This is a genomic window from Actinosynnema sp. CA-299493 (assembly GCF_050946825.1).
In the GTDB taxonomy this organism is placed as follows: Bacteria; Actinomycetota; Actinomycetes; order Mycobacteriales; family Pseudonocardiaceae; genus Actinosynnema.
Genome location: NZ_CP191993.1, coordinates 5,952,024 through 5,972,752 on the forward strand (window position 1 = coordinate 5,952,024; position 20,729 = coordinate 5,972,752).

Consider the following 20,729-nt stretch of genomic DNA (forward strand, 5'->3'; position numbering starts at 1 on the left):
CCGGGAGCGGGCCTGCGTGAGATGTGTACGACTGATCCCGGCCTGCCCGACCCCCGCGGGGGTCGAGCGAGGTGACGCGGGATGTGGCCGATTTCGTTGGCGCAACGAGGATGTGGCCGCCGACCCGGTAGTCCATGAGATCAGCAGGGCCACTCGGCGTCAAGCGATAGGTGTGCTCATCCGCGGCCGAAGAGGCATGGCGCGTCCGCCGCTGGGCGGAAGGCCGCCGACGCGGGTCGCACCGCCTCGGTCTTGGTCGTGGCACAGCGGTTCCCCGTCCCGCGGAGGCGAACCGGGACGGGGAACCGCTTCAGGGCCGGTTACGGGGTCAGGAACACGCGGTGCCGTTCAGGGCGGGTGAGCCGAACGGCGGTGTGGTCCCGTTGTAGTTCGCGTTGTAACCGATGGTCGTCGTGCCACCGGTCGGCAGCGACCCGTTCCAGGACGTGTTGGCGACCCGGACCACGTCGCCCGTGTCGGTCCACGTCCCGTTCCAACCCTGGGCGACGGTCACGCCCGGCGCCGAGAAGGTCAGGGTCCAGCCGGTGAGGGCCGCACCCCGGTTCCCGATCACGATCTCGCCGGTGTAACCGCCCGACCACTGGCTGACCACGCGGTGGGTCACCGTGCAGCCGCCTCCGGGGTTGTTGCCCGTGGTGGTTGTCGTGGTGGTGGTGGTTGTCGTGGTGCTGGTCGACGTCGGGCCCGCCGCGATGGCCAGGTCGTACGCGCGCTGCGGCACGAACTGACCGGCCGGCGCGATGCAGCCGTCCGCCTCGCCCGGCAGCTTGACCCACAGGAACGCGGCGATCTTGGCGTCGCCCGTGTTCGTCGTGCTGGGCTTGCCGATCGCGCGCCCGGCCGGGTCGCACCACTCCGTGCCCAGCGGGCCGTTGCCGTTGCGACTGGTGTCGATCACGGCCGTGAGCCTGCCGTCGCCGAGGGCGTTGAGGATGTTCTTGGTGTACGCCACCTCGTCGGGCGTGCTGCGGTAGTTCGACACGTTCGAGGCGATGCCGTCGGCGCTGTTGGAGATGTCGGCGGCGCGGAGCCTGTTGGCGGCTTCCGCCGGGCTCAGCCACGCCGAGTTGCCGATGTCGTAGTACACCTTGGCCTGCGCGGAACCGGACTTGAGCTTCTTGCCCGCGTAGGCCATGGACGCCCTGGTCTGGCTCTGCTGGTCGGCGTTCTGGCAGTTGCTCATGATCGGCAGCACGTCGGGTTCGAGCACGATCGTCGCCGGTCGACCCGCCAGCCCCGCCGCGACCTCGTCCACCCAGGCCCGGTAGGCCTGGTGCGAGGGCGCGCCGCCACCGCTGGCCCCGCCGCAGTCGCGGTTGGGGATGTTGTAGACCACCAGGATCGGGATCTTGCCGGCCGAGGCCGCCGCGCCGACGAAGGAGCTGATCTCCGAGCGCACCGTCGAGGTGTTGGTGGTGGTGTACCACCGCGCCTGCGGCACCGAGGCGATCCGGTCGCGGATCACCGCTGCCCGGGAGTCGCCGGAGTTCGCGGCGACCCACTTCGCGCTGGAATTCGACGGGTCGACGTAGAACGCCGAGTCGGCCGCTTGCGCGGTCGCGCCGCCACCCACCGCCAGACCCACCACCCCGGCCAGGAGCGCGCTCGAGAGGAGGCACGCGGCCGCGGTCTGCTTCCTGCGGGTCATCGTGTCACCCCCTTCACAGGGCCGGGTACGCGTTCTGGACGAGCGAGGTGAACCCGGCGGGGAACCACGAGCCCGCGTGCGGCGCGCCGGCCATGGCGCCGGTCAGGTTGCCGCCGTTGGCCTGGTCGTCACCGCGGAAGGTCGGGTCGCACATCGGGTCGTGCTGCTTGCCTTCCTCGTTGGGGCCGTCGGTCTTGGTCGCGATGCCGTCGGACTCGCCCGGGGGCTTGATCCACACGTAGGCGTCGAAGCCCGAGCGCGGCGCGGCGGTGGGCCGTGCGCCGATGCCCGCGCCGGCCTGGTTGCACCAGTTGCCCCGGTGCAGCTTGCGGTCGATGCGGCCGGAGTTCACGTACGCGTCCACCGTCGACCCGCTCGCGCCGGTGGGCCGGTTCGGGCCGCCCCAGCCGTTGCGGGAGGTGTCGACCAGCATGCCGATGCCGCTGGGGAAACCGGCGGAGATGAACCGGTTGCGCATCTCGGTGCCGAAGTCGGCCTCGTCGAAGAACGGGTTCCACTGGTAGTAGGTCGCGGACCGCAGCTGCTGGCTGCCGACGGTGAGGTTCGGGTCGGGCAGGTTGACCTCGTCGGTCGGCGAGGTGTTGGCCAGGTTCGACACGAAGCCGTCGATGCTGTTGACGCCCTTGGTGGCGCCCTTGATGGTGTTGGCGATCAAGGTGACCGAGGGACCCATGTTCGTGTCCCAGCCCAGCCACCCCGCGTGGCCGATGTCGATGTAGTTGTAGACGTTCGAGATCGCGCTGAGCTTGCTCAGGGCGTACTGGATGCCCTGGACGTAGGCGCCGCTGGTGTTGGCCTCGGCGCACTTGGCCTTGCTCAGGTTCGTCACCAGGTTCGGCAGCGAGTCGGGCTCGACGATCGTGACGATCCGCAGGGAGCGGTACTTCGGGTCGGCCAGGATCGCGGCGATGGGGTCGATGTACTCGGCCTTGTAGCGCGCCAGGCCGTTCTCGCCGACCTTGAGCTCGCCGTTGGACGCGAGCGCGGCGCAGTCGCGGTTGGGCAGGTCGTAGACGACGACCTGGATCACCACGGGGGTGCCGCCGGCGGACTGCCGCAGCGCCTCGTCGAGGTGGCCCGTCAGCCCGCGCCCGGAGGTGATGGCCCCGATGCGGTCCATCCACACGGCGGTGGAGTTCTGGGCGACCTTGCGCATGGACGTGCCCAGGGCGCCGCCGGTCGCGTCGGCCAGGGTGTTCACGTTCGAGACGTAGTCGGGGTTCAGGTAGCCCTTGGCGCCCGCGTACGGGTTGGCCACGTGCTCACCGGGGTTGTCCGGCGTGGTCGTGGTCGTCGTGGTCGTCGTCGTGGTGGAGGTCGAGGTCGAGGTCGACGTGGAGGTCGACGTCGACGTGGACGTCGTGGTGGAGGTCGGGCCGCCGCCACACGTGTTCCCGTTGAGCTTGAACGACGTGGGCAGGGCGTTCGTGCCCGAGTACGAGGCGTTGAAACCCATGGTCGCGCTTCCACCCGTGGGCAGCGACGACGCCCACGAGGGGTTCTTCGCGCTCACGTGCTGACCTGACTGGGCGAAGGTCGCGCTCCAGCCGTTGGTGATCTTCTGGGTGCCCGGGAAGTCCCATTCCAGGGTCCACCCGCCCGAGATCGGGTCGCCGAGGTTCTTCAGCGTGACGTTGGCCGTGAAGCCGCTGTCCCACTGGTTGACCTGGTAGTCGACCGAACAGCCGGGTGCGGCGCTGGCCGAGGTGCTCGCCAGCGTCAACAACCCCGCGCACAGGGTCAGGGCGGCGGCAGCGGCGCCGCCGCGTGCCAGTTTCGTTGCACTCATTCAGGGTCCTCGCAGCGTCGGTGCTGTGGGTTGGGGGTGAAGCTTTCCGGGAGCGCTCCCAGAAGTGGGCTCACTCGACGACTCGTCCACCGTTGCGGTTTTCGGCACGGCAACCGCCGTCGAGCGGGATCGCGAACCGGCCGTTGTCGACGGGTGGTCACGGCAGGGCCGCGCAGCGGTCTCAGCTCCCGCCGGAGAGGGTTCACTTCGGCTCGAATGTAACCACGCGGAGCAGCGCCGTCAATTGCGGGAAATGCTAAAAGTGTTAGCGCTAACTTTAGCGCAATCGGTTACGAAACCCTTTCGCGCCACAGCTGATCACACCTGTCAAGTGCGGCTTTGAAACTTCTTCGAACGAGGTTCACCCGGCTGAACCAACCGGATGATTGGTCGTGACCAATTTTGTTAGCGCGCACAACGAGTCGCGACATCGTTCGACGGCGATGTGCCACCACTCGTGCGGGTCAGTTGAAGCCGCGGTAGTCGAACCAGTCGAACGCCGCGACGCCACGCGTGACGTACATGCCGACGACCCGCCCGGCGAGGCTCGCGGTGACCTCGGGCGACAGGTACCGACCGTCCAGCTCGGCCAACGGGCCCGCGTCGTCGTCGACGTGGAACGCGATGGTGTCCGGCCCCGCCGGCTCGACGCCCGCGTGGTCGTCGGTCGGCCGCACGAAGGACGGCGGCACCAGGTCGGTCGTGCGCGTGATGACGGTGAGCGTGATCGGCCCGGGAGGTCTGGTGCGGCTGGCCACGACCTGGCGCACCGGCCCGATCCTGGCGACCACGTCCACCCGGCCGGGCACGACCTCGAAGTCGTAGCGGTGCGCCTCGTCGCGCCGGATGCTCAGCCCCGCTCGGGCCGTGCCGGGGTCCAGGCGGACCGACACCCGCGAGTCGAGGTGCCGCAGCCGGCTGCCCACGAACGTGCAGCCAGGGCGGTCGAGGGTGTCGCCGGTCGCGCGCAGCGTCAGCCAGCCGGGGCGCTCGGTCAACGACCAGGACCCGTCCGGGAGCCCGCGCGGCGAGATCCAGGACGGCGCCAGCACGAACTCGTCGAAGTCGTCGCGCGCGAACTGCGTCGGCGGCACGCGAGGCTCCGCCGGCAGCGGCGCGGTCTCGGCCACCCCGACCACCTCGGGCCACTCGTCCCGCCAGCGCACCGGCGTCAGGAACACCTCCTGGCCCAGCACGTGGAAGCCCGACGGGTGTTCGCGGGTACCGGGCCGCACCAGCCACCAGGCGCCGTCCGGCGTGGTGACGAGGTCGGCGCGGCCACTGCCCCGGGTCGGCCCGGCGATGTCCACGAGCGTGCTCGGCGCGGGTTCGAACGGCCCCCGTGGCGTGCGCGCGCGGGAGACCGTCAGCGACTGGCCCCGCTCGAACAGCAGGTACCACCAGTCACCGACGTGGTACAGGTGGGGCGTCTTGGGGTTCGGGGCGTCACCACCGCTCCACGTCGGCCACGGACCTTCCAGCACGGTCCCCCGGTAGGGGTCGATGCGGGCCGTGCGGCCATCGGTGGTGACGCACCAGCAGTCGCCGTTCTCGTCCCAGGCCAGGTCGGGCACGACGCCCGGCAGGTCGATCCACACCGGCTCCGACCACCGGCCGGCGAGGCGGTCCGTCGTGACGACGAACGTGCCACCCGCCGAGAGGTCCGTGGCGGCCACCCAGAACCTCCCGCCGTGGTGGCGGATGGTGGGCTGGTGGATCCCGCGTGACGTGGGCGTGCCGGCGGCCGGCCGCAGCTGGTCCGGCCGCTTGAGGACGTTGCCGACCTGCCGCCAGCTCACCAGGTCGCGGCTGTGGAAGATCGGCACGCCCGGGAAGTACTCGAAGCTGGAGCACACGAGGTAGTAGTCCTCGCCGACCCGGCACACGCTCGGGTCTGGGTGGGAACCACCGATCACGGGGTTGCGGGCGGTGCGCACGGTGCTCCTTCCCTGGTCGTCGGGTGGGTGTCGGGTGGGTGTCGGGACTCGATGCGGGGCGGACCCGGTCCGCTCGCGGGGCTGTGCGCGAGGGACCGGGTCCTGGGGAGCAGCGCTCACGTGGTGCGTGACGAGGGGGCGCCGCAGGGCGGGCGCGCCGCTCGGGTCACCGTCAGACGCGGCTCCACTTCTGGTTGGCCTGGCCGTTGCAGGTCCACAGGATCAGCCGGGTCCCGTTGGCGGTGGCGGCCTGGTCGGCGTCCAGGCACAGGCCGGCCCGGGTGTTGCGGATGGACCCGTCCGAGCCGAGCGTCCACTTCTGGTTGTCCTGGCCGTTGCACGACCACGTGATCACGCGGGTGCCGTTGGTCGTGCCCTGGTTGTAGGCGTCGAGGCACTTGTCGCCGAACACCCGGACCTCGCCGCCGGACCAGGTGGTCCACAGCTGGTTCGCGGCGGTGTGGCAGTCCCAGAGCAGCACGGTCGTCCCGGCGGCGGTGGAGGCGTTCTCGGTGTCGACGCAGCGGTTGGAGCCGGTTCCGCGCAGCCGGGAGGTGGTGGCGGAGATCGGGCTGCCGCCGGAGACGCGGAACGCGGCCACGCCGTGCGCGGGCACGCTCGCCGAGATCGCGCCGGAGGTGCCGGAGGCGCCGCCGGTCCACAGGTCGGTGAGGGAGAACGAGCTCCCGGACAGGCCGATCTGCGCGGCCGTGGTGCTGACGGTGGCGGTGGCGCCGCCCCGGTTGAACAAGCCCACCGCGACCGAGCCGTCGGACAGGGTCTTGGCGAAGACCTCGGTGTTGCCGTCGTCGCGCACGCGCCGCCCGCCCGCGCCGAGCGGGTCCTGGTTCACCGCGATCAGGCGGGGGTTGCGCAGGACCGCGCTGACGTCGGTGGACATCGTCCGGATGTCGTTGCCGGCCATCAGCGGCGAGGCCATCAGCGCCCACAGCGCGAAGTGCGACCGCGACTCGGTCAGGCTCAGCCCGGGACGGCCGACGACGAGCATGTCGGGATCGTTCCAGTTGCCCGGACCGGTCTGCGCGGCCAGCGGCGCGGTGACGTCCAGGACGTTGCCCACGCCCATCGGGTAGCTGTTGGTGTTGCCGTTCTGCCAGATGTCCAGCAGGTCCTCGGTCGTCCGCCACAGGTCGGCGACCTCGCCCCAGTCGTACTTGTCCCCCGTCGGCGCGTGGAAGCTGTTGGAGTTGATGCTGTAGACGATCGGGCGGCCGGTGGCGCGCAGGGCGTCCCGCATGATCGTGAACCGCGCGATCTGCTCGTCCCGCGTGCCGCTGCCCGAGCACCAGTCGTACTTCAGGTAGTCCACGCCCCAGGAGGCGAACGACCGGGCGTCCTGGACCTCGTGGCCCTTGCTGCCGGTGGACCCGGGGTGCGTGCCCACGCCCTGGGCGCAGGTCTTCTCGTTGGGCGCCTGGTAGATGCCGAACTTCAGGCCCTTGCCGTGGATGTAGTCGCCGAGCGCCTTCATGCCGCTGGGGAACTTCGTCGGGTGGGGGCGCAGGTTGCCCGCCGAGTCGCGCTGCGGGTCGAACCAGCAGTCGTCCACCACCACGTACTGGTACCCCGCGTCGCGCATCCCCGACGACACCATCGCGTCGGCGGCCTGCCGGACCTGCGCCTCCGTGATGCCGCAACCGAAGCTGTTCCAGCTGTTCCACCCCATCGGAGGGGTGAGCGCGGGGCTGCCCGGCGCGGCCTGGGCGGCGGGGGCCGCGGTGACCACGCCCAGCGCCGCGATGGCCGCCATGGCCAGGTGTAGGAGTCGTCCACGGGTACGGGTGGGCATCATCGCCTCTTCGTCTTCGGCTCAGGGGACGGTGGTCGTGGCGGCGCTCCGGACGGCGCGGCCCGAGTCACGCCCATGAAACTATGACCAACCAAGACGGTCAAAGCTAAATGTGAGCGCTAACTCTTGAGCAGCCGGACCGCGGCCGAGCCGGACCAGGGCTTATCGGGAGCGGCGTGGCGGAGCCCCGGTCGGCAAGTTGCCCCGTTCAGCCCAACGGCGGGCCCGCGCCGGCCGCCGTGCCGACGGAGACCCCGCCACCACCGCCTGCGACCCGCATCGAGAAGGACGGCCTCGTTCCACTTGAGACAGCGTGGAAACCCCCGTCGCAACCGCAGACCGGATAGGACATCCGGGTGAGCCGACGACGGTACGGGCTCCGCGACCACCTGTCCGAAACAGTTGCGTCACATCTTGACCGACCGTGTGCCATCGTTCACAGTCTGAAAGACACGACCGGCTTTCGAGGCCCGGTTGCCACACCCTCAGGCGCCTCACCGCACCAGGCGATTTCCGCGCCTTGGTGTTAGCGCTAACACGAGCGTGCCTCGGTAGCGGCCGGTTCGTGCGGACATCGACGGCGTCCCTGCCACCGCGGGCACCCGAGCCCGCGGTGTCCGACCCGAAGGGCATGTGATGGAACACTCGACACGAGCGGTCACTCGACCGGCGCTCGCGCGTCGGCCGAGAACAACGGCGTTGCTGCTCGTCACCGGACTGATCGCCACCGCGCTGGCGGTGGCGTCCACCGGTCCGGCCAACGCCGCGGGCGCGACCCTGGGCGCCGCGGCGGCGGAGAAGGGCCGGTACTTCGGCACCGCCGTGGCGGCGGGCAGGCTCGGCGACACGACCTACTCCGGGCTCCTGCAGCGCGAGTTCGACATGGTCACGGCCGAGAACGAGATGAAGATCGACGCGACCGAGCCGAACCAGAACCAGTTCAGCTACGGCAACGCCGACCGGATCGTCAACCTCGCCCGGTCCCAGGGCAAGCGGGTGCGCGGCCACACCCTGGCGTGGCACTCCCAGCAGCCGGGCTGGATGCAGAACATGTCGGGCAGCGCCCTGCGGTCCGCGATGCTCAACCACGTCACCAAGGTCGCCACCTACTACGCCGGCAAGATCTACGCCTGGGACGTGGTGAACGAGGCGTTCCAGGACGGCAGCTCCGGCGCGCGGCGCGACTCCAACCTCCAGCGCACCGGCAACGACTGGATCGAGGCCGCGTTCCGCGCCGCCCGCGCGGCGGACCCGAACGCGAAGCTCTGCTACAACGACTACAACACCGACGACTGGACCCACGCCAAGACCCAGGCCGTCTACCGGATGGTCCAGGACTTCAAGTCCCGCGGCGTGCCCATCGACTGCGTCGGCCTCCAGTCGCACTTCAACGCCCAGAGCCCGGTGCCGGCCAACTACCAGACCACGCTGCAGAACTTCGCCAACCTCGGCGTCGACGTCCAGATCACCGAGCTGGACATCGAGGGCTCCGGCTCCGCGCAGGCGTCGAACTACGAGCGCGTGGTGAACGCCTGCCTGGCGGTCACCCGCTGCGCCGGCATCACCGTCTGGGGCATCCGCGACACCGACTCCTGGCGCTCCTACGGCACACCGCTGCTGTTCGACGGCTCCGGCAACAAGAAGGCCGCCTACACCTCCGTGCTCAACGCCCTCAACGCCGGTTCCAACCCCCAGCCCGGGGTCATCGACCCGAGCGCGTGGTACGTGCTGGTGAACCGCAACAGCGGCAAGGCGCTGGACGTGTACGGCCTGGCCACGAACGACGGTGGCCGCATCACCCAGTGGACCCGCAACAGCGGCGCCAACCAGCAGTGGCAGTTCGCGGACTCCGGTGGCGGCTACTACCGCGTCAAGTCGCGCCACTCCGGCAAGGTCCTCGACGTGCCGAACTCCTCGACCGCCGACGGCGCCGTCATCCAGCAGTGGACCGACCACAGTGGCGTCAACCAGCAGTTCCGCGCGGTCGAGTCGGGCGGCTACGTGCGGTTGGTCAACCGCAACAGCAACAAGGCCCTGGAGATCCAGGGCTCGTCCACGGCGGACGGCGCGAACGTCGTGCAGTACGGCGACACGGGCGGCAACAACCAGCAGTGGCAGCTCGTCCGGGTCGGCTGATCGCCCACCGGCCCCCCGCGCCGTCCGCACCGCGCACGGCGTGACACGGACCAGCGCCCACCGGGATCGGCGGTTCTCCGAACCGTCGGAGAAGTGCCCGGTGGGCGCTGGTCCGCGTCGTGGTCAGGCCGCGGCGCGCAGGGTCCACTGCTGGTTGGCCTGGCCCGAGCAGGCCCACAGGACCAGCTTGGTGCCGTTGGCGGTGCCGTAGTTGGACGCGTCCAGGCACAGGCCGGACTGCACGTTGGTGATCGTGCCGTTGGCGTTGACGTTCCACTGCTGGTTGGTGTCGCCGTGGCAGTCCCAGATCGCCACCTGCGTGCCGTTGGTCGTGCCGCGGCCGTAGGCGTCCAGACACTTGGTGCCGAAGACCGTCAACTGCTTGGTCGAGGTCTGCGTCCACGACTGGTTGGGCTGGCTGTGGCAGTCCCACAGCTGCAACTGCGTGCCGTTGGCCGTGGTCGAGCCCGGCACGTCGAGACAACGCCCCGACGCCGTGCCGACGACTTGCTTGCCCTGCGAGGCGACCGGGTCCCCGATGCTCCCCGGCACGGACCGCAGCGCGTTGTACCAGGTCGCGGCCATCTTGTCGTAGCCGGTGGCGGTCGGGTGGACGCCGTCGATCAGGTCCGCCGTCGTCAACGCGGAGTGCATGTCCACCAAGCGCACGCGCTTGCCCGCGTTCACCTTGCTCTGCACCATGCCGGGGATCGTGGCGTTGAAGGTCCGGGCGGCGGCGTTCTGCCCGGAGTTGGCCAGCGGGATGATCGTCGCGACCAGCACGTCGGCGTTCGGCGCGGTCGCGGTGATGCGGTCGACCAGCGCCGACAGGCGGGCGGGCGCGCCGGACACGTTGTAGTTCTGCAGGATGTCGTTGGTGCCGATGTGCAGCAGCACCGTGCGCGGGGTCGTGTTCCGCAGCCAGGTGACGACGTTCGCGTCGATCTGGTCGATGCGCCAGCCCGGGTGGCCCTGGTGGTCGTGGTCGCCCAGCGAGCCGGGGCCGTTGAACTGCGAGCCGACGAAGTCCACCCGGTAGCCGCCGGACCCGAACCGCTGCCACAGCCCGATCCGGTAACCGCCGGGCACCTGCGTGCCCTCGGTGATCGAGTCGCCCAACGGCATGACCCGCACCCCGCCGTTGGACTCCGCGGCGGCTTGGCCGGCCGGCAGCAGCGCGGCGGTGACCAGCGCGGCGGTGGTCAGGGCCGCGGCACGCGCGGCGAATCTGCTGAGGCGTTGTCGCACTTGCACTCCTCGGGGTTGAGCCGCGGTCCGGCACGGCGTGCCGGACCGCTGTCGAGTCACGAACTCGTGGTGGGGATCAGCTGACGCCCCACTGCTGGTTGGCGCCGCCGTGGCAGGTCCACAGCTGCACCTGCGCCCCGTTGGCCGTGGACGCGCCGGACACGTCCAGGCACAGGCCGGACTGCGCGCCGGTGATCGTGCCGTTGGCGTTGACGTTCCAGCGCTGGTTGGCCTGGCCGTTGCACGACCAGAGGACCGCCCTGGTGCCCGCGCTCGTCCCCTGGCCGTAGGCGTCGAGGCACATCTGGGCGGAGCCGCTGTAGACGGCCAACTGGCCCGAGGACGTCCGGGTCCAGGTCTGGTTGGCGCCGCCCTGGCAGTCCCAGATCCGGGCTTGCGCGCCCGCCGTCCCGTTCGGCACGTCGAGGCACTTGCCCGCGCCCACCGCGCGCACCGCGCCGTTCGGGGTCGGGGTCCCGCCGGTGGTGTACCCGGCCGCGACGACGTTGGCCTGCACCGCGTTCTCGGTCGCGTCGGACGGGTAGCCCGCGACCATGGCCCCTTCGTAGAAGGTCCCCGCGCTGAGGTTCGCGCCCCCGTCGGGCTTGCAGCAGTCGCCACCGCTGCCCAGGATGATGGCGCCCTGCTTCTTCATCGGGCTGTACCCGTTGGGCAGCGCGCCGTCGTACAGCGTGGTCAGGCCGCCGGCCTGCGCGTCGCTGCCCTTGAGCGCGAACCGCGAGGTCCCGTTGTTCTTCAGCATGGCCGTGACGAACCTGTTCGGGAACGCGCGCTGGTTCGGGTTCCACTGCTGGCTGCCGCCGGGGAACAGGCCCCACTCCAGGTCCGCCTGCACCCACGGCCCCGTGCCGGAGCACCCGCCGAACCAGCACTGCGTGCTGAAGTTGATCGCGTCCATCGCGCCGGCCGCGTCGGCCTTCCGGGTCGTCTCGCTGTTGCCGTAGTCGAAGCAGCAACCGCTGTTGACGTGCGTGCCGCTGGTCACCATGTACATGCCTTCCGGCGCGGCGCCGGTCGGCACTCCCGTCAGGTGACCGTCGCGCCAGTAGCTGTTGCCCGGGTTGATGTAGAGCGAGTACGCCTTGCCGCCGCTCACCGCCACCGATTCGGACGTCGCGACCGCCGGCCTGCTCTGGGGCGAGCCCGGGACCACCGACGAGCCCTGGTACCACAGGTCGTTGCCCCGCCCGGACTGGTCGTAGACCACCGTGATCACGCAGGTGGAGCCGGCGCAGAACGAGTCCTGCGTCGCCGCGTTCGCCGTGCCGCCGGCGGCGAGCACGCCGACGTCCCTCGTCGTGCTGTCCGACGAACGCCTGACCTGGTAGAGGTTCCCGGCGTACGAGCCGTAGAGCGCGCGCGTCGTGCTGTGCGCGGCCACGCAGGGCGTGCCGCCCGACGCGTAGATGTCGCACGGTCCCGTGCCGGCCGCCAACGCGGTCACCGGCGCGGACCACGTCAGGAACGCCGCGGGCAAGAGGGCCAGCGCCGTGACGACGCGGGCGCGCACCGCCGCCGGCGAACGCCACCATCGCTTCACTGGCCCCGCTGGGGAAACGGGTGAGGGCTGCATTGTCACTCCTACGACGATGTGGGAGGGCAGGATGAGCGGCGACGGCGGCGCACGCGGCGGGCCGCGTGCGAAGAATCACGGGCGGGACGCGGCGCACAATTTCGAATCGCTTCGAATCGTGCCGACGGTAAGCGCTAAAAGAGCGCTAAAGCAACGGTTCCGACGTCCCTGACCACCACCGTGATCACCTCTCCCGGGAGACGGCGGCCGGGCTCCGGCCACCGTCTCCCGCCACCTCCGGGTGGTCCGTCCCCGACGGACCACCGCGGTGACTAAGCGTTCTGCCGCCGCCAGTGCTGGGCGGTGCTGCCGCCGCAGGCCTGCTGCACGAGTTGGGCGCCGTCGGCGGTGGCGGCGCCGGACACGGTCAGGCACTTGCCGCTGTGCTGGGCGACCAGCCGCGCGTGCCCGTCACCCGCGTCCTCGAACCGCCAGCGCTGGTTCGTGCCCGAGTTGCACGTCCACTGGACGACCCGGACCCCGTCACCGGTGGCCGAGGCGCCGCCGTAGACGTCCAGGCACTTCCCGCTGCCCACGTTGACGACCTCGTTGTGCCCGCCACCGACGTCGCGCACCCGCCACCGCTGGTTGGCCTGGCCGTTCGCGCCCCACTGGACCACGTTGCCGCCGTCGGCGGTGGAGGCGTTGTTGACGTCCGCGACCTTGCCGCTGTGCCGAGCGGTGAGCGTCTCCGCGGTCGGCACCGGCACGGTGGTCTGCGGGGTGAGCCGGTAGAGGCCGGAGCCGTGCGCGGGCAGCGAGCGGGACAGCGTGCCGCTCACCGCGCCCAGATTCGCGCCCGACCACAGGTCCACCGCGGTGGCGGAGCCGATGCCGAGGTCGGCGAGCGAGGCGGACACGGTCGCGGTCGCGGTGCCGCGGTTGAACAGCGCGAGGTACTTGTCGGCGCTGCCGGGCACGTTCGCGGTCCAGGCCGTGTGCGTGCCCGCGAACAGCTGCCGGTTGTCCAGGCTGTGCTGGTCGACGGCCAGGACGGCGGCGTTGGTCATCAGCGCCAGTTCGGACGCCCGGTTCTGGGTCAGGTCACCGCCCCACATCAGCGGTGAGCGCGTGATCGACCAGAGGGTCATCAGGGTGCGCTGCTCGTCGGGGGTCAGGGCGGAGTAGCGCGGCGAGCCCACCGGTCCCTGCTGGGAGAGCCGCCCGATCGGGATCATGTCCGGGTCGGGCCACGCGCCGGGCCTGCGGTGGGGCGTCCACGCGTGCAGCCGCTCGAACAGGGCGTCCAACGAGGACCAGTTGTCCCACAGGTCGTTGACGACGCGCCACATGTTGGCGTGCTCGGCGACGTGCGTGCCGTTGCCGGTCGACGTCGGGCCCGGTGACAGGCTGAGCACCATCGGCCGCCCGCTGCGCTGGATGGCCGACCGGTAGCCCTCGATCTCGGCCTGCCGGTAGGTCGGCGCGGCGATGTCGTCGACCTTGACGTAGTCGACGCCCCACGAGGCGAGCAGCTTGAACTGGGCGTCCAGGTAGGCCTGGGCGCACGGGTTGGTCATGTCCAGGCCCCAGTTGAGGTTCAACCAGGCCGCCGTGGTGTTGTTCTCGATCTCGTTCGCCCGGCAGCTCGTGCCCGGCACGGGCAGGTTGTCGGCCACCACCTGGCGCGGGATGCCGCGCATCAGGTGCACGCCGAACTTCAGGCCGCCCGCGTGGATGTAGTCGGCCAGCGGCTTGAACCCGTTGGTGCCCGAGGCGGAGGGGAACCTCGTGGTGTCGGGCAGCAGCAGGCCGTTGGCGTCGGTGCGGAGCCTGGGCTGGAGGTTGGCGTCCTGGCTGGGCGCGCCCGAGCCGCTGCCGGGGCGGTACCAGGCCCAGTCGACGACGATGTACTGCCAGCCGTGCTGCTTGAGGTTGTCCCTCATGTAGTCGGCGTTCGCCTTGACCTGCGCCTCGGTCACGTTCCAGTTGAACGAGTCGTAGCTGTTCCACCCCAGCGGCGGGGTCGTGGCGACCCCGTTGTCCCAGGCCATCGCCGGCTCCTCCGATCCCGACGTGAACGTCGTGGCCAGCAAGGCCGCGGCGGCGAGCACCACGCCCGCCCGGCGCGAGGATGACGTTCGGGCTCCACCCACGGTGCCTCCTGCTCGTCGTCGAGAGGGCGCTCCGCTGATCACAAGCCCGGTTGTTCACGCTCACATGGAGAACCCGGCACCGGTGATCCGCCTCGCCGAGTCTGCTGTCGGTGACCGGAGGAGTCAAGGTCGGTTCCGTAGTTAACGCTCACATGGCGCAGCGAGGAGTGCGACGAGCGCGTGGAGGCCGGCGGACCGGCCTCCACGCGTCAGGTCAGTTGCGCACGCTCCACTGCTGGTTCGTGCCGCCGTGGCACGCCCAGAGGTGGAGCAGGGTGCCGTTCGCCGTGGCGTTGCCGCTGGCGTCCAGGCACAGCCCGGACTGCACCCCGGTGATGGTGCCGTTGGCGTTCACGTTCCACTGCTGGTTCGTGCCGCTGTGGCAGTCCCAGATGATCGCCGCCGTGCCGTTCGCGGTCCCGTTGCCGCTGGCGTCCAGGCACTTGCCGTTCACCGTCAGCTGCTTGCCGGAGGTGTGGGTCCACCGCTGGTTGGCGGCGCCGGCGCAGTCCCAGAGCCTGGCCTGGGCGCCGTTGGCGCTCCCGGCCGCGACCTCGGCGCAGCGCCCCGACTGGGCGCCCACGAGCATGGCGTTCTGCGGGCCGGTGGTGGTGCCGCCGCCGGGGCCGGCGTTGGCGATCACGGCCTGCGCGCCGGCCGGCCAGTTGCCGTTGGCGACGACCGTGTTGCCGGACACCACGTTGCCGCGGTCGCCGTTGGTCACGTTGGTGCTGCCGTTGGTCGACCAGTTGTTGGTGACCGTCCAGTTGCCCATGTTCTCGCCACCCCAGTAGTTGGCGGTGGCCCACGTGCCGGTGTTGTTGAAGACGTTGCCCGTGACGGAGTAGTACTTCGAGCCCTCGTCGAAGTAGACCCCGAAGTAGCCGTTGGTCCGCTGGCAGTGGTTCCCGCTGATCGAGGCGCCGGGGTTCCACGACAGCGTGTAGATGCACCCGCCGTCGTTCATCTGCTGCATGACGTCGTGGATGTGGTTGTTGATGAGCCGGTTGTTGGACGCCGTGGTGGCCGTGGTGTAGCGCGGCTGGTAGTTGTACAGGCCGCGGTTGGCGTAGTTGGTGTTGCCGCCGGTGTCGTTCGCGCCCCAGCCGTACCCGATCGACATGCCGGAGTACGGCATGTTGTAGACCTCGTTGTGGGCCACGGTGGCGTTGGTGACGTAGGTGTTCAGCACCGAGACGTTGCCCCGGTACTCGACGCCGAGGTCGTGGATGCGGTTGTAGCTCACGGTGATGTCCCGGTTGACCATCCGCTGGTCGCCCGGGTGGTGGGCGTCGGCGCGCACGCCGCCGACCACGATGCCACCGGCCGAGCTGCGGGCGATCTCGGACCGCGTGACGGTGATGTTGCTGGCGCCCAGGCCGACACCGCTGGCGTGGGCGTTCGCGTCGTTGCCGATGCCGATGGCCGTCTGGCCCAGGTTGACGAACTGGGACTCGCTGAAGGTGATGTTGTTGGCGGCGGAGACCTGCACGGCGGCGGGCATCTGGTTCCAGTGCGGTCGCGCCGCCTCGAACTGGGTGCAGCCGTTCTGGCACGAGGTCAGGCGGTCGGCCGGCCAGTTCCAGTTGCCCGCGATGTAGGAGCCGGTCTGCTGGTCGGCGTACCCCTGGTTGCTGCTGGGGCCGAGCCAACTGGTGCCGGTGAACGTGATCCCGCTGAACGAGATGTGGTGCGCCGGCGCGTCATAGGTGCCGCCGACGTCCACCAACGACTGCAACACCGGCAGCTCGACGCCGACCGTGCTCATGTTCTGCCCGGCCAGCGGGATGTAGGACAGCGCGCCCGTCCCGGGGTTGAGGTACCACTCCCCCGGCGCGTCCAGGAACTCGTAGGCGTTGGCCAGGTAGAAGGGGCCCGCCCGGTGCGGCTGGCTGAGCGTGTCGTACCCGAAGGTGTTGTTGTTCCACGCGGGCTGCTGCATGGTGAGGAAGTTCCCGCTGATGCCCTGCACCGGCGAGTACCGGTCGGTGAAGGAGTTGACGCTCTCCACCTCGACCCGGTTCTGGTTGCCCAGGTTGTTCAGGTAGTTCAGCGAGGTGTTGGAGAACCTCATCCCGGTGCTGGTGAACGTGAAGTCGGCCCGGTTCACCTGCGTGCGCGCACGGGTGGCCACCGCGCCGTTGACGTACAGCTGGCGCGAGTCGATCCCGGTGGGGACGTTGGCCCGCCAGATGTTCTTCCCGGCGTCGACGACCGACCAGCCGGTGACGGCCCGGGCGCCGCTGATGACGGGACGCGCGGAGGGCGCGGCCTGCCACCGCACGCGGTAGCCGTTGTTGCCGGAGTCCGCGGCGGTCAGCCGCAGGGGCTCGGTGAGCCGGTACACCCCGTCGGCCAGCTGCACGACGATGTCACCGGACATGCCGCCGCTCTGCGACCGCACCGCGGCCTGCGCGGCGGGCAACGAGCACGGCTGGGTGGCGGAACAACCGGTGCCGGTGCCGGCGGGCGAGGCGTAGAGGGTCGTGGTGGCGGCGGACGCGGTGGGTGCGAGAGCCACCGCCGCGATGGCGGCGGTCGAGACCACCGCGGCGACGCCGACCGACATCGGCCTTCGCACCGCGGAAGTAGAGGACGCGAACAAGGGGACCTCCTGGCTTGGAGTGTGGTGCGACGCCCGGTCGAGGTGTCGGAGGGCACTTCGTGGTCACGCGGGCGGGCCGGCCGGGTGCGCGGCCCCGGTGGGGACGCGTTCGGCCGGACGCCTCGCGTCGAGCGGCGCCTGACGGGAAGCGGCGGCGGGTGGAAAGCGGCGGCCTGCCTCTCGGACACCGCGCGGCGAACGGTGCCCGAAGGGAAGCGGTGATCCGTCCCCTCGGGCATCACGCGGCGAACGGCGCCCGAAGGGATGCGGCGGGGACGGCGAGCGGTGGCCCGCCACCCGGAGACCGCGTGGTGAGCGGTGTCCGGGTGGGGCGGCGGCGGACGGCGAGCGGTGGCTCCTCCCCCGGGCACCGCGCGGCGGCTGGAGGAGGTGGCGGTCAGCGGGGAAGCGGTGGCGCGTCCCCCGCGAGTGGCACGGCGTCGGGGGTCAGGTGCCACACCTCGCGCATCGGCTCCCAGCGGACGGGGGAGTCCGGGGCGGTCGGCGACTCCTGGCAGGGGTCGGTCAAGGCCCACCAGCGCCGCGACTCCGGATCGGCCGCGATCCGCGCCTGGTCGGCGTCGTGGTCCTCGCCGGTGTACTCGTAGTAACCGAAGAGCAGGTCGCCGTGCAGGAAGATGCTGAAGTTGCGGATGTTGGCCTCGATCAGCATCCGCTCGACGGACGGCCAGACCGCGGCGTGCAGCCGGAGGTAGTCGTCGCGCCGCTCCGGACGCAGCCGGGTGACCATCCCATAGCGTTGCAAGCGGTCCACGTCGGACTCCTAGGGGAGAGGTGCGGCCGGCTCGACATCGTTGTCGGGTCGGACGATCAGGAGTGCAGGGGGTGCAGCGGCTCCGGTGGCGTGCCGACGCCCTGGACCACGGCCAGCAGGCGCTGCCCGGCGCGTTCCGGCCGGACGTGCGGGCCCTCGGTCACCGGGATGGGCACTCGGCGACGGGACGCGACGATCGCCTCCTCGTCGACGCGGATGCCCAGCCCGGGGCTGTCGCCCAGGACGAACGCGCCGTCCTCGACGTGGAGGTCGATCGAGAGCCCTGACGGCGGTTGCAGGTCCTGCAACTCGCTGACCAGGTGGTTCGGCACGGACGTCGCGGCGTGCAGCAGCCCGACCGGCGTGTGGCCGATGGGGCTGACGGGCAGGTCGTGGGCGTGCGCGAGGGCCGAGACCCGCAGGAAGTGGGTGACGCCCCAGCCCGCCGCCGTCTGGACGACGTCGATCGCCCCCGTCGAGATCAGCGGGCGGTACTGCTCGAGGCCGGTGAGGTTCTCGCCGCTGGCGACCGACGCGCGGATGCCGCGGCCGACGGCCGCGTGCCCCTCCGCGTCCCACCGCCGGACCGGCTCCTCGACCCAGATCAGGTCGAGCGTCCGCTCGAGCTCGCTGACGTGGCGCACCGCCTGCTTGCGGGTCAGCGCCTCGTTGACGTCGAGCATCAGACCGGGTCGGACGCCCCGGCCGGCGCTGGTGAGCACGTCGCGCACCAGGATGAGCCGGTCCCGGTCCCGGTCGACGTCGAGGCCGCCCTTGAGCTTCGCCACCCGCAGGCCGCGGTCGGCGTAGGTCTCGTACAGCGCCACGAGCTCGTCGTCGCCCAGCCCGATGTCCACACCGGAGGCGTAGGCGGGCACGCGGCGGTCGCGCCCGCCGAGCAGTCGCCACAGCGGTTCGCCCGCGGCCTGCGCCTTGATGTCCCACAGCGCGGTGTCGAGGCCCCCGATGGTGCCGAACACCGCGCCCGCGTGACCGGCCTTGAACACCTGGCGCAGCATCCGGTCGTAGAGGGCGGTGACGCCGCGCGGGTCCTCGCCCTCCAGGGCGGCGAAGATCGAGTCGATCTCCACGTGCGAGCCGAGCCCGACGCCGGTGATGCCCACGTCGGTCTCGACGAGGACGAGCGGCACCCGGACGACGCCGTCGGCGAAGACGCCGTTGGCGTCGCCGATCGGCCGACCCCAGTCCTGGACGGTGGTGAGGGTCCGGTATCCAGTGATGCGCATGTCAGCCCTTCGTGGCCCCTGCGGTGACGCCGTCGGCGATCTGGCGCTGCAGGAACAGGTAGACGACGAGGACGGGCACCGCGGCGATCAACACGCCGGAGGCGAACACGGGTATGTCATCCGAGTACTGCCCCCGCAACGAGGTGACCCCGACCATGAGGGTGCGATGGTCTGCCGACGGCATCATGAGCAAGGAGATGAGCACGTCGTTCCAGCAGAACAGGGCGTTGAGCACACCGACCGACAGCAGTGCCGGGCGGCCGAGCGGGAGCATGATCCGCCAGTACACGCCGTACACCGTGTTCCCGTCGATCCGCGCGGCGTCCACGATCTCCGCGGGCACGGTCGAGTAGTAGCTGGTCATCAGGAAGACCGTGAACGGGAGGAACTGCGCCACGTACGCGAGGACGAGCCCCGGGTACGTGTCGACGAGGCCCGCGTCGGCCATCACCCTGGTGAGCGGGATCATGATCACCTGGAAGGGGATGAACAGCGCGGCGAGGCAGCCCAGGAAGAGCACCGAGGAACCGCGGAACCGCAACCGGGCGAGCGAGAACCCGGCCATCGACCCGAACAGCAGCAGCAGCGCGACCGAGCACGTCACCACCAGCGCCGAGTTCAGGAAGTAGCGGGACATGCCCACGCTCGTCCACGCCGCGGCGATGTTGTCCCACCGCAGTGCGCCCGCCGGCGAGAACCGGTCGAGGACGTACTCGCGCCGGGTCTTCATGGCGACGTTGGCGGTGAACACCAACGGGTAGACCGTCGCCAGCGCCAGCGCCGCCATCGGCACCGCGACGACCCACTTCGACACCCGCCGACCGGCCATCAGCCCTCCCTGCCCGCGCGACGCAGGACGGCGATCTGGGCCAGCCCCACGACCAGCATGATCAGGAACAGCGCCGTCGACGCCGCGGACGCGAGCGCGGGCTGGTTGAACTGCCCCTGCTGGATCCAGATGTAGTACTCGGGCAGGTAGGTGGACGCCTCCGGACCGCCGTTGGTCATCACGTACAGCAGGCCGAACATCGACGTCAGCATGCCGATCATCGTGGTGACGAAGACGAACTGGATGGTGCGGGTCAGGCCCGGGACGATCACGTGCCAGACGGTCTGCGGCAGGGACGCGCCGTCCACCCGGGCGGCGTCCAGCAGCGAGGGGTCGAGGGCGGAGAACCCGGCCAGGAAGACGACCAGCGCCATGCCGAACGTCGCCCAGACGTGCACCCCGACCACCGCGAAGATCGCCACGTCCGGGTCGCCGAGCCAGTCCACCGGACCGAGGCCCACCCCGCCCAGCACCGCGTTGACCGGACCGTCGTAGGCGAGCAGCAGGGTGAAGATCGCGCCGACGATCACCGGGGAGAGCACGGCCGGGAAGAAGTAGACGGCGCGGTAGATCCGGTTCCCGGGCACGCGGAGGTAGATGAACGTGGCGAGCAGCCCCGGGATCGCCACGGCCACGGGCAGCAGCAGCACGAGCAGGCCGACGTTGCGCAACGCGGTGCGGAACAGCGGGTCCCCGAACAGGGTCACGTAGTTGTCCAGGCCGACCGACGTGCCGTTGCGGTCGCCGTCACCGGTGAAGGAGAAGTTCACCCCGAGCAGCAGCGGCCACAGGCGCAGCACCACGATGATCAGCACGGCGGGCGCCACCAGGACGAGCGGCGCCAGGCGCTCGGTCCGCGACCCGCGGCGGGAGCGCCGCGGGGACCGCCCCGCCGGTCGCCGGGCCGCCGCCGCGGCGACCACCTCCTCCGCGCCCGGCTCCGCGACGACCGGGCGCACCGAGGACGGAGAAC

General features: G+C 70.7%; 13 protein-coding genes. 1 reads left to right on the forward strand and 12 read right to left on the reverse strand.

Annotation, left to right across the window (positions count from 1 at the left end; genetic code table 11):
• Window positions 1-328 precede the first annotated feature (328 nt).
• From ACQPYE_RS24890 to ACQPYE_RS24905, 4 genes are all read right to left on the reverse strand, one after another.
• Entirely contained in the window at window positions 329-1,669 is a 1,341-nt protein-coding gene (locus ACQPYE_RS24890; RefSeq protein WP_498714797.1) for a glycoside hydrolase family 6 protein, read from the reverse strand.
• Window positions 1,670-1,682: 13 nt separating this feature from the next.
• A complete protein-coding gene (locus tag ACQPYE_RS24895; protein ID WP_498714798.1) occupies window positions 1,683-3,479 on the reverse strand; it encodes a glycoside hydrolase family 6 protein in 1,797 nt (598 codons plus the stop codon).
• A 464-nt stretch (window positions 3,480-3,943) separates the two neighbouring features.
• Window positions 3,944-5,416, reverse strand: a complete 1,473-nt coding sequence (locus ACQPYE_RS24900) for a glycoside hydrolase family 43 protein (protein WP_498714799.1) — start codon at window positions 5,414-5,416, stop codon at window positions 3,944-3,946.
• A 172-nt stretch (window positions 5,417-5,588) separates the two neighbouring features.
• A complete protein-coding gene (locus ACQPYE_RS24905; RefSeq protein WP_498714800.1) occupies window positions 5,589-7,226 on the reverse strand; it encodes a glycoside hydrolase family 27 protein in 1,638 nt (545 codons plus the stop codon).
• 636 nt (window positions 7,227-7,862) lie between these two features.
• On the opposite strand from ACQPYE_RS24905, the gene ACQPYE_RS24910 reads away from it, so the two are divergent.
• Window positions 7,863-9,362: a glycoside hydrolase family 10 protein gene (locus tag ACQPYE_RS24910; protein WP_498714801.1), complete on the forward strand. Its 1,500-nt coding sequence runs from the start codon at window positions 7,863-7,865 to the stop codon at window positions 9,360-9,362.
• A 123-nt stretch (window positions 9,363-9,485) separates the two neighbouring features.
• On the opposite strand, the gene ACQPYE_RS24915 is transcribed toward ACQPYE_RS24910, so the two are convergent.
• The 8 genes from ACQPYE_RS24915 to ACQPYE_RS24950 all read right to left on the reverse strand — a co-directional run bounded on the left by ACQPYE_RS24915 (window position 9,486) and on the right by ACQPYE_RS24950 (window position 20,715).
• Window positions 9,486-10,610 (reverse strand): RICIN domain-containing protein, encoded by a 1,125-nt coding sequence (locus tag ACQPYE_RS24915; RefSeq protein ID WP_498714802.1) that lies wholly within the window; start codon window positions 10,608-10,610, stop codon window positions 9,486-9,488.
• 76 nt (window positions 10,611-10,686) lie between these two features.
• The gene (locus ACQPYE_RS24920) at window positions 10,687-12,171 is read right to left on the reverse strand and encodes an arabinofuranosidase catalytic domain-containing protein (RefSeq protein ID WP_498714803.1); all 1,485 of its coding nucleotides are present in this window, start codon (window positions 12,169-12,171) and stop codon (window positions 10,687-10,689) included.
• A 305-nt stretch (window positions 12,172-12,476) separates the two neighbouring features.
• A complete protein-coding gene (locus tag ACQPYE_RS24925; protein ID WP_498714804.1) occupies window positions 12,477-14,300 on the reverse strand; it encodes an alpha-galactosidase in 1,824 nt (607 codons plus the stop codon).
• A 214-nt stretch (window positions 14,301-14,514) separates the two neighbouring features.
• On the reverse strand, window positions 14,515-16,881 hold the full coding sequence (locus ACQPYE_RS24930; protein WP_498714805.1) for a ricin-type beta-trefoil lectin domain protein: 2,367 nt from the start codon (window positions 16,879-16,881) through the stop codon (window positions 14,515-14,517).
• Between the two features lie 421 nt (window positions 16,882-17,302).
• Window positions 17,303-17,680 carry an L-rhamnose mutarotase gene (locus tag ACQPYE_RS24935; RefSeq protein WP_498714806.1) on the reverse strand — a complete coding sequence of 126 codons (378 nt, stop codon included), beginning with the start codon at window positions 17,678-17,680 and terminating at the stop codon, window positions 17,303-17,305.
• Window positions 17,681-17,736: 56 nt separating this feature from the next.
• Entirely contained in the window at window positions 17,737-18,927 is a 1,191-nt protein-coding gene (locus ACQPYE_RS24940; protein WP_498714807.1) for a mandelate racemase/muconate lactonizing enzyme family protein, read from the reverse strand.
• A gap of 1 nt (window position 18,928) precedes the next feature.
• Window positions 18,929-19,756, reverse strand: a complete 828-nt coding sequence (locus ACQPYE_RS24945) for a carbohydrate ABC transporter permease (protein ID WP_498714808.1) — start codon at window positions 19,754-19,756, stop codon at window positions 18,929-18,931.
• Window positions 19,756-20,715, reverse strand: coding sequence for a carbohydrate ABC transporter permease (locus ACQPYE_RS24950; protein ID WP_498714809.1), 960 nt, complete (start codon window positions 20,713-20,715; stop codon window positions 19,756-19,758). Before ACQPYE_RS24950 ends, ACQPYE_RS24945 begins: the two co-directional genes overlap by 1 nt.
• Between the last annotated feature and the right edge of the window lie 14 nt (window positions 20,716-20,729).

What these genes read in the sequence shown, in the direction of transcription:
- ACQPYE_RS24895 (WP_498714798.1), bottom strand. Translation starts at nt 3,479, where the DNA reads ATGAGTGCAACGAAACTGGCACGCGGCGGCGCCGCTGCCGCCGCCCTG.
- ACQPYE_RS24890 (WP_498714797.1), bottom strand. Translation starts at nt 1,669, where the DNA reads ATGACCCGCAGGAAGCAGACCGCGGCCGCGTGCCTCCTCTCGAGCGCG.
- ACQPYE_RS24945 (WP_498714808.1), bottom strand. Translation starts at nt 19,756, where the DNA reads ATGGCCGGTCGGCGGGTGTCGAAGTGGGTCGTCGCGGTGCCGATGGCG.
- ACQPYE_RS24910 (WP_498714801.1), top strand. Translation starts at nt 7,863, where the DNA reads ATGGAACACTCGACACGAGCGGTCACTCGACCGGCGCTCGCGCGTCGG.
- ACQPYE_RS24940 (WP_498714807.1), bottom strand. Translation starts at nt 18,927, where the DNA reads ATGCGCATCACTGGATACCGGACCCTCACCACCGTCCAGGACTGGGGT.
- ACQPYE_RS24905 (WP_498714800.1), bottom strand. Translation starts at nt 7,226, where the DNA reads ATGCCCACCCGTACCCGTGGACGACTCCTACACCTGGCCATGGCGGCC.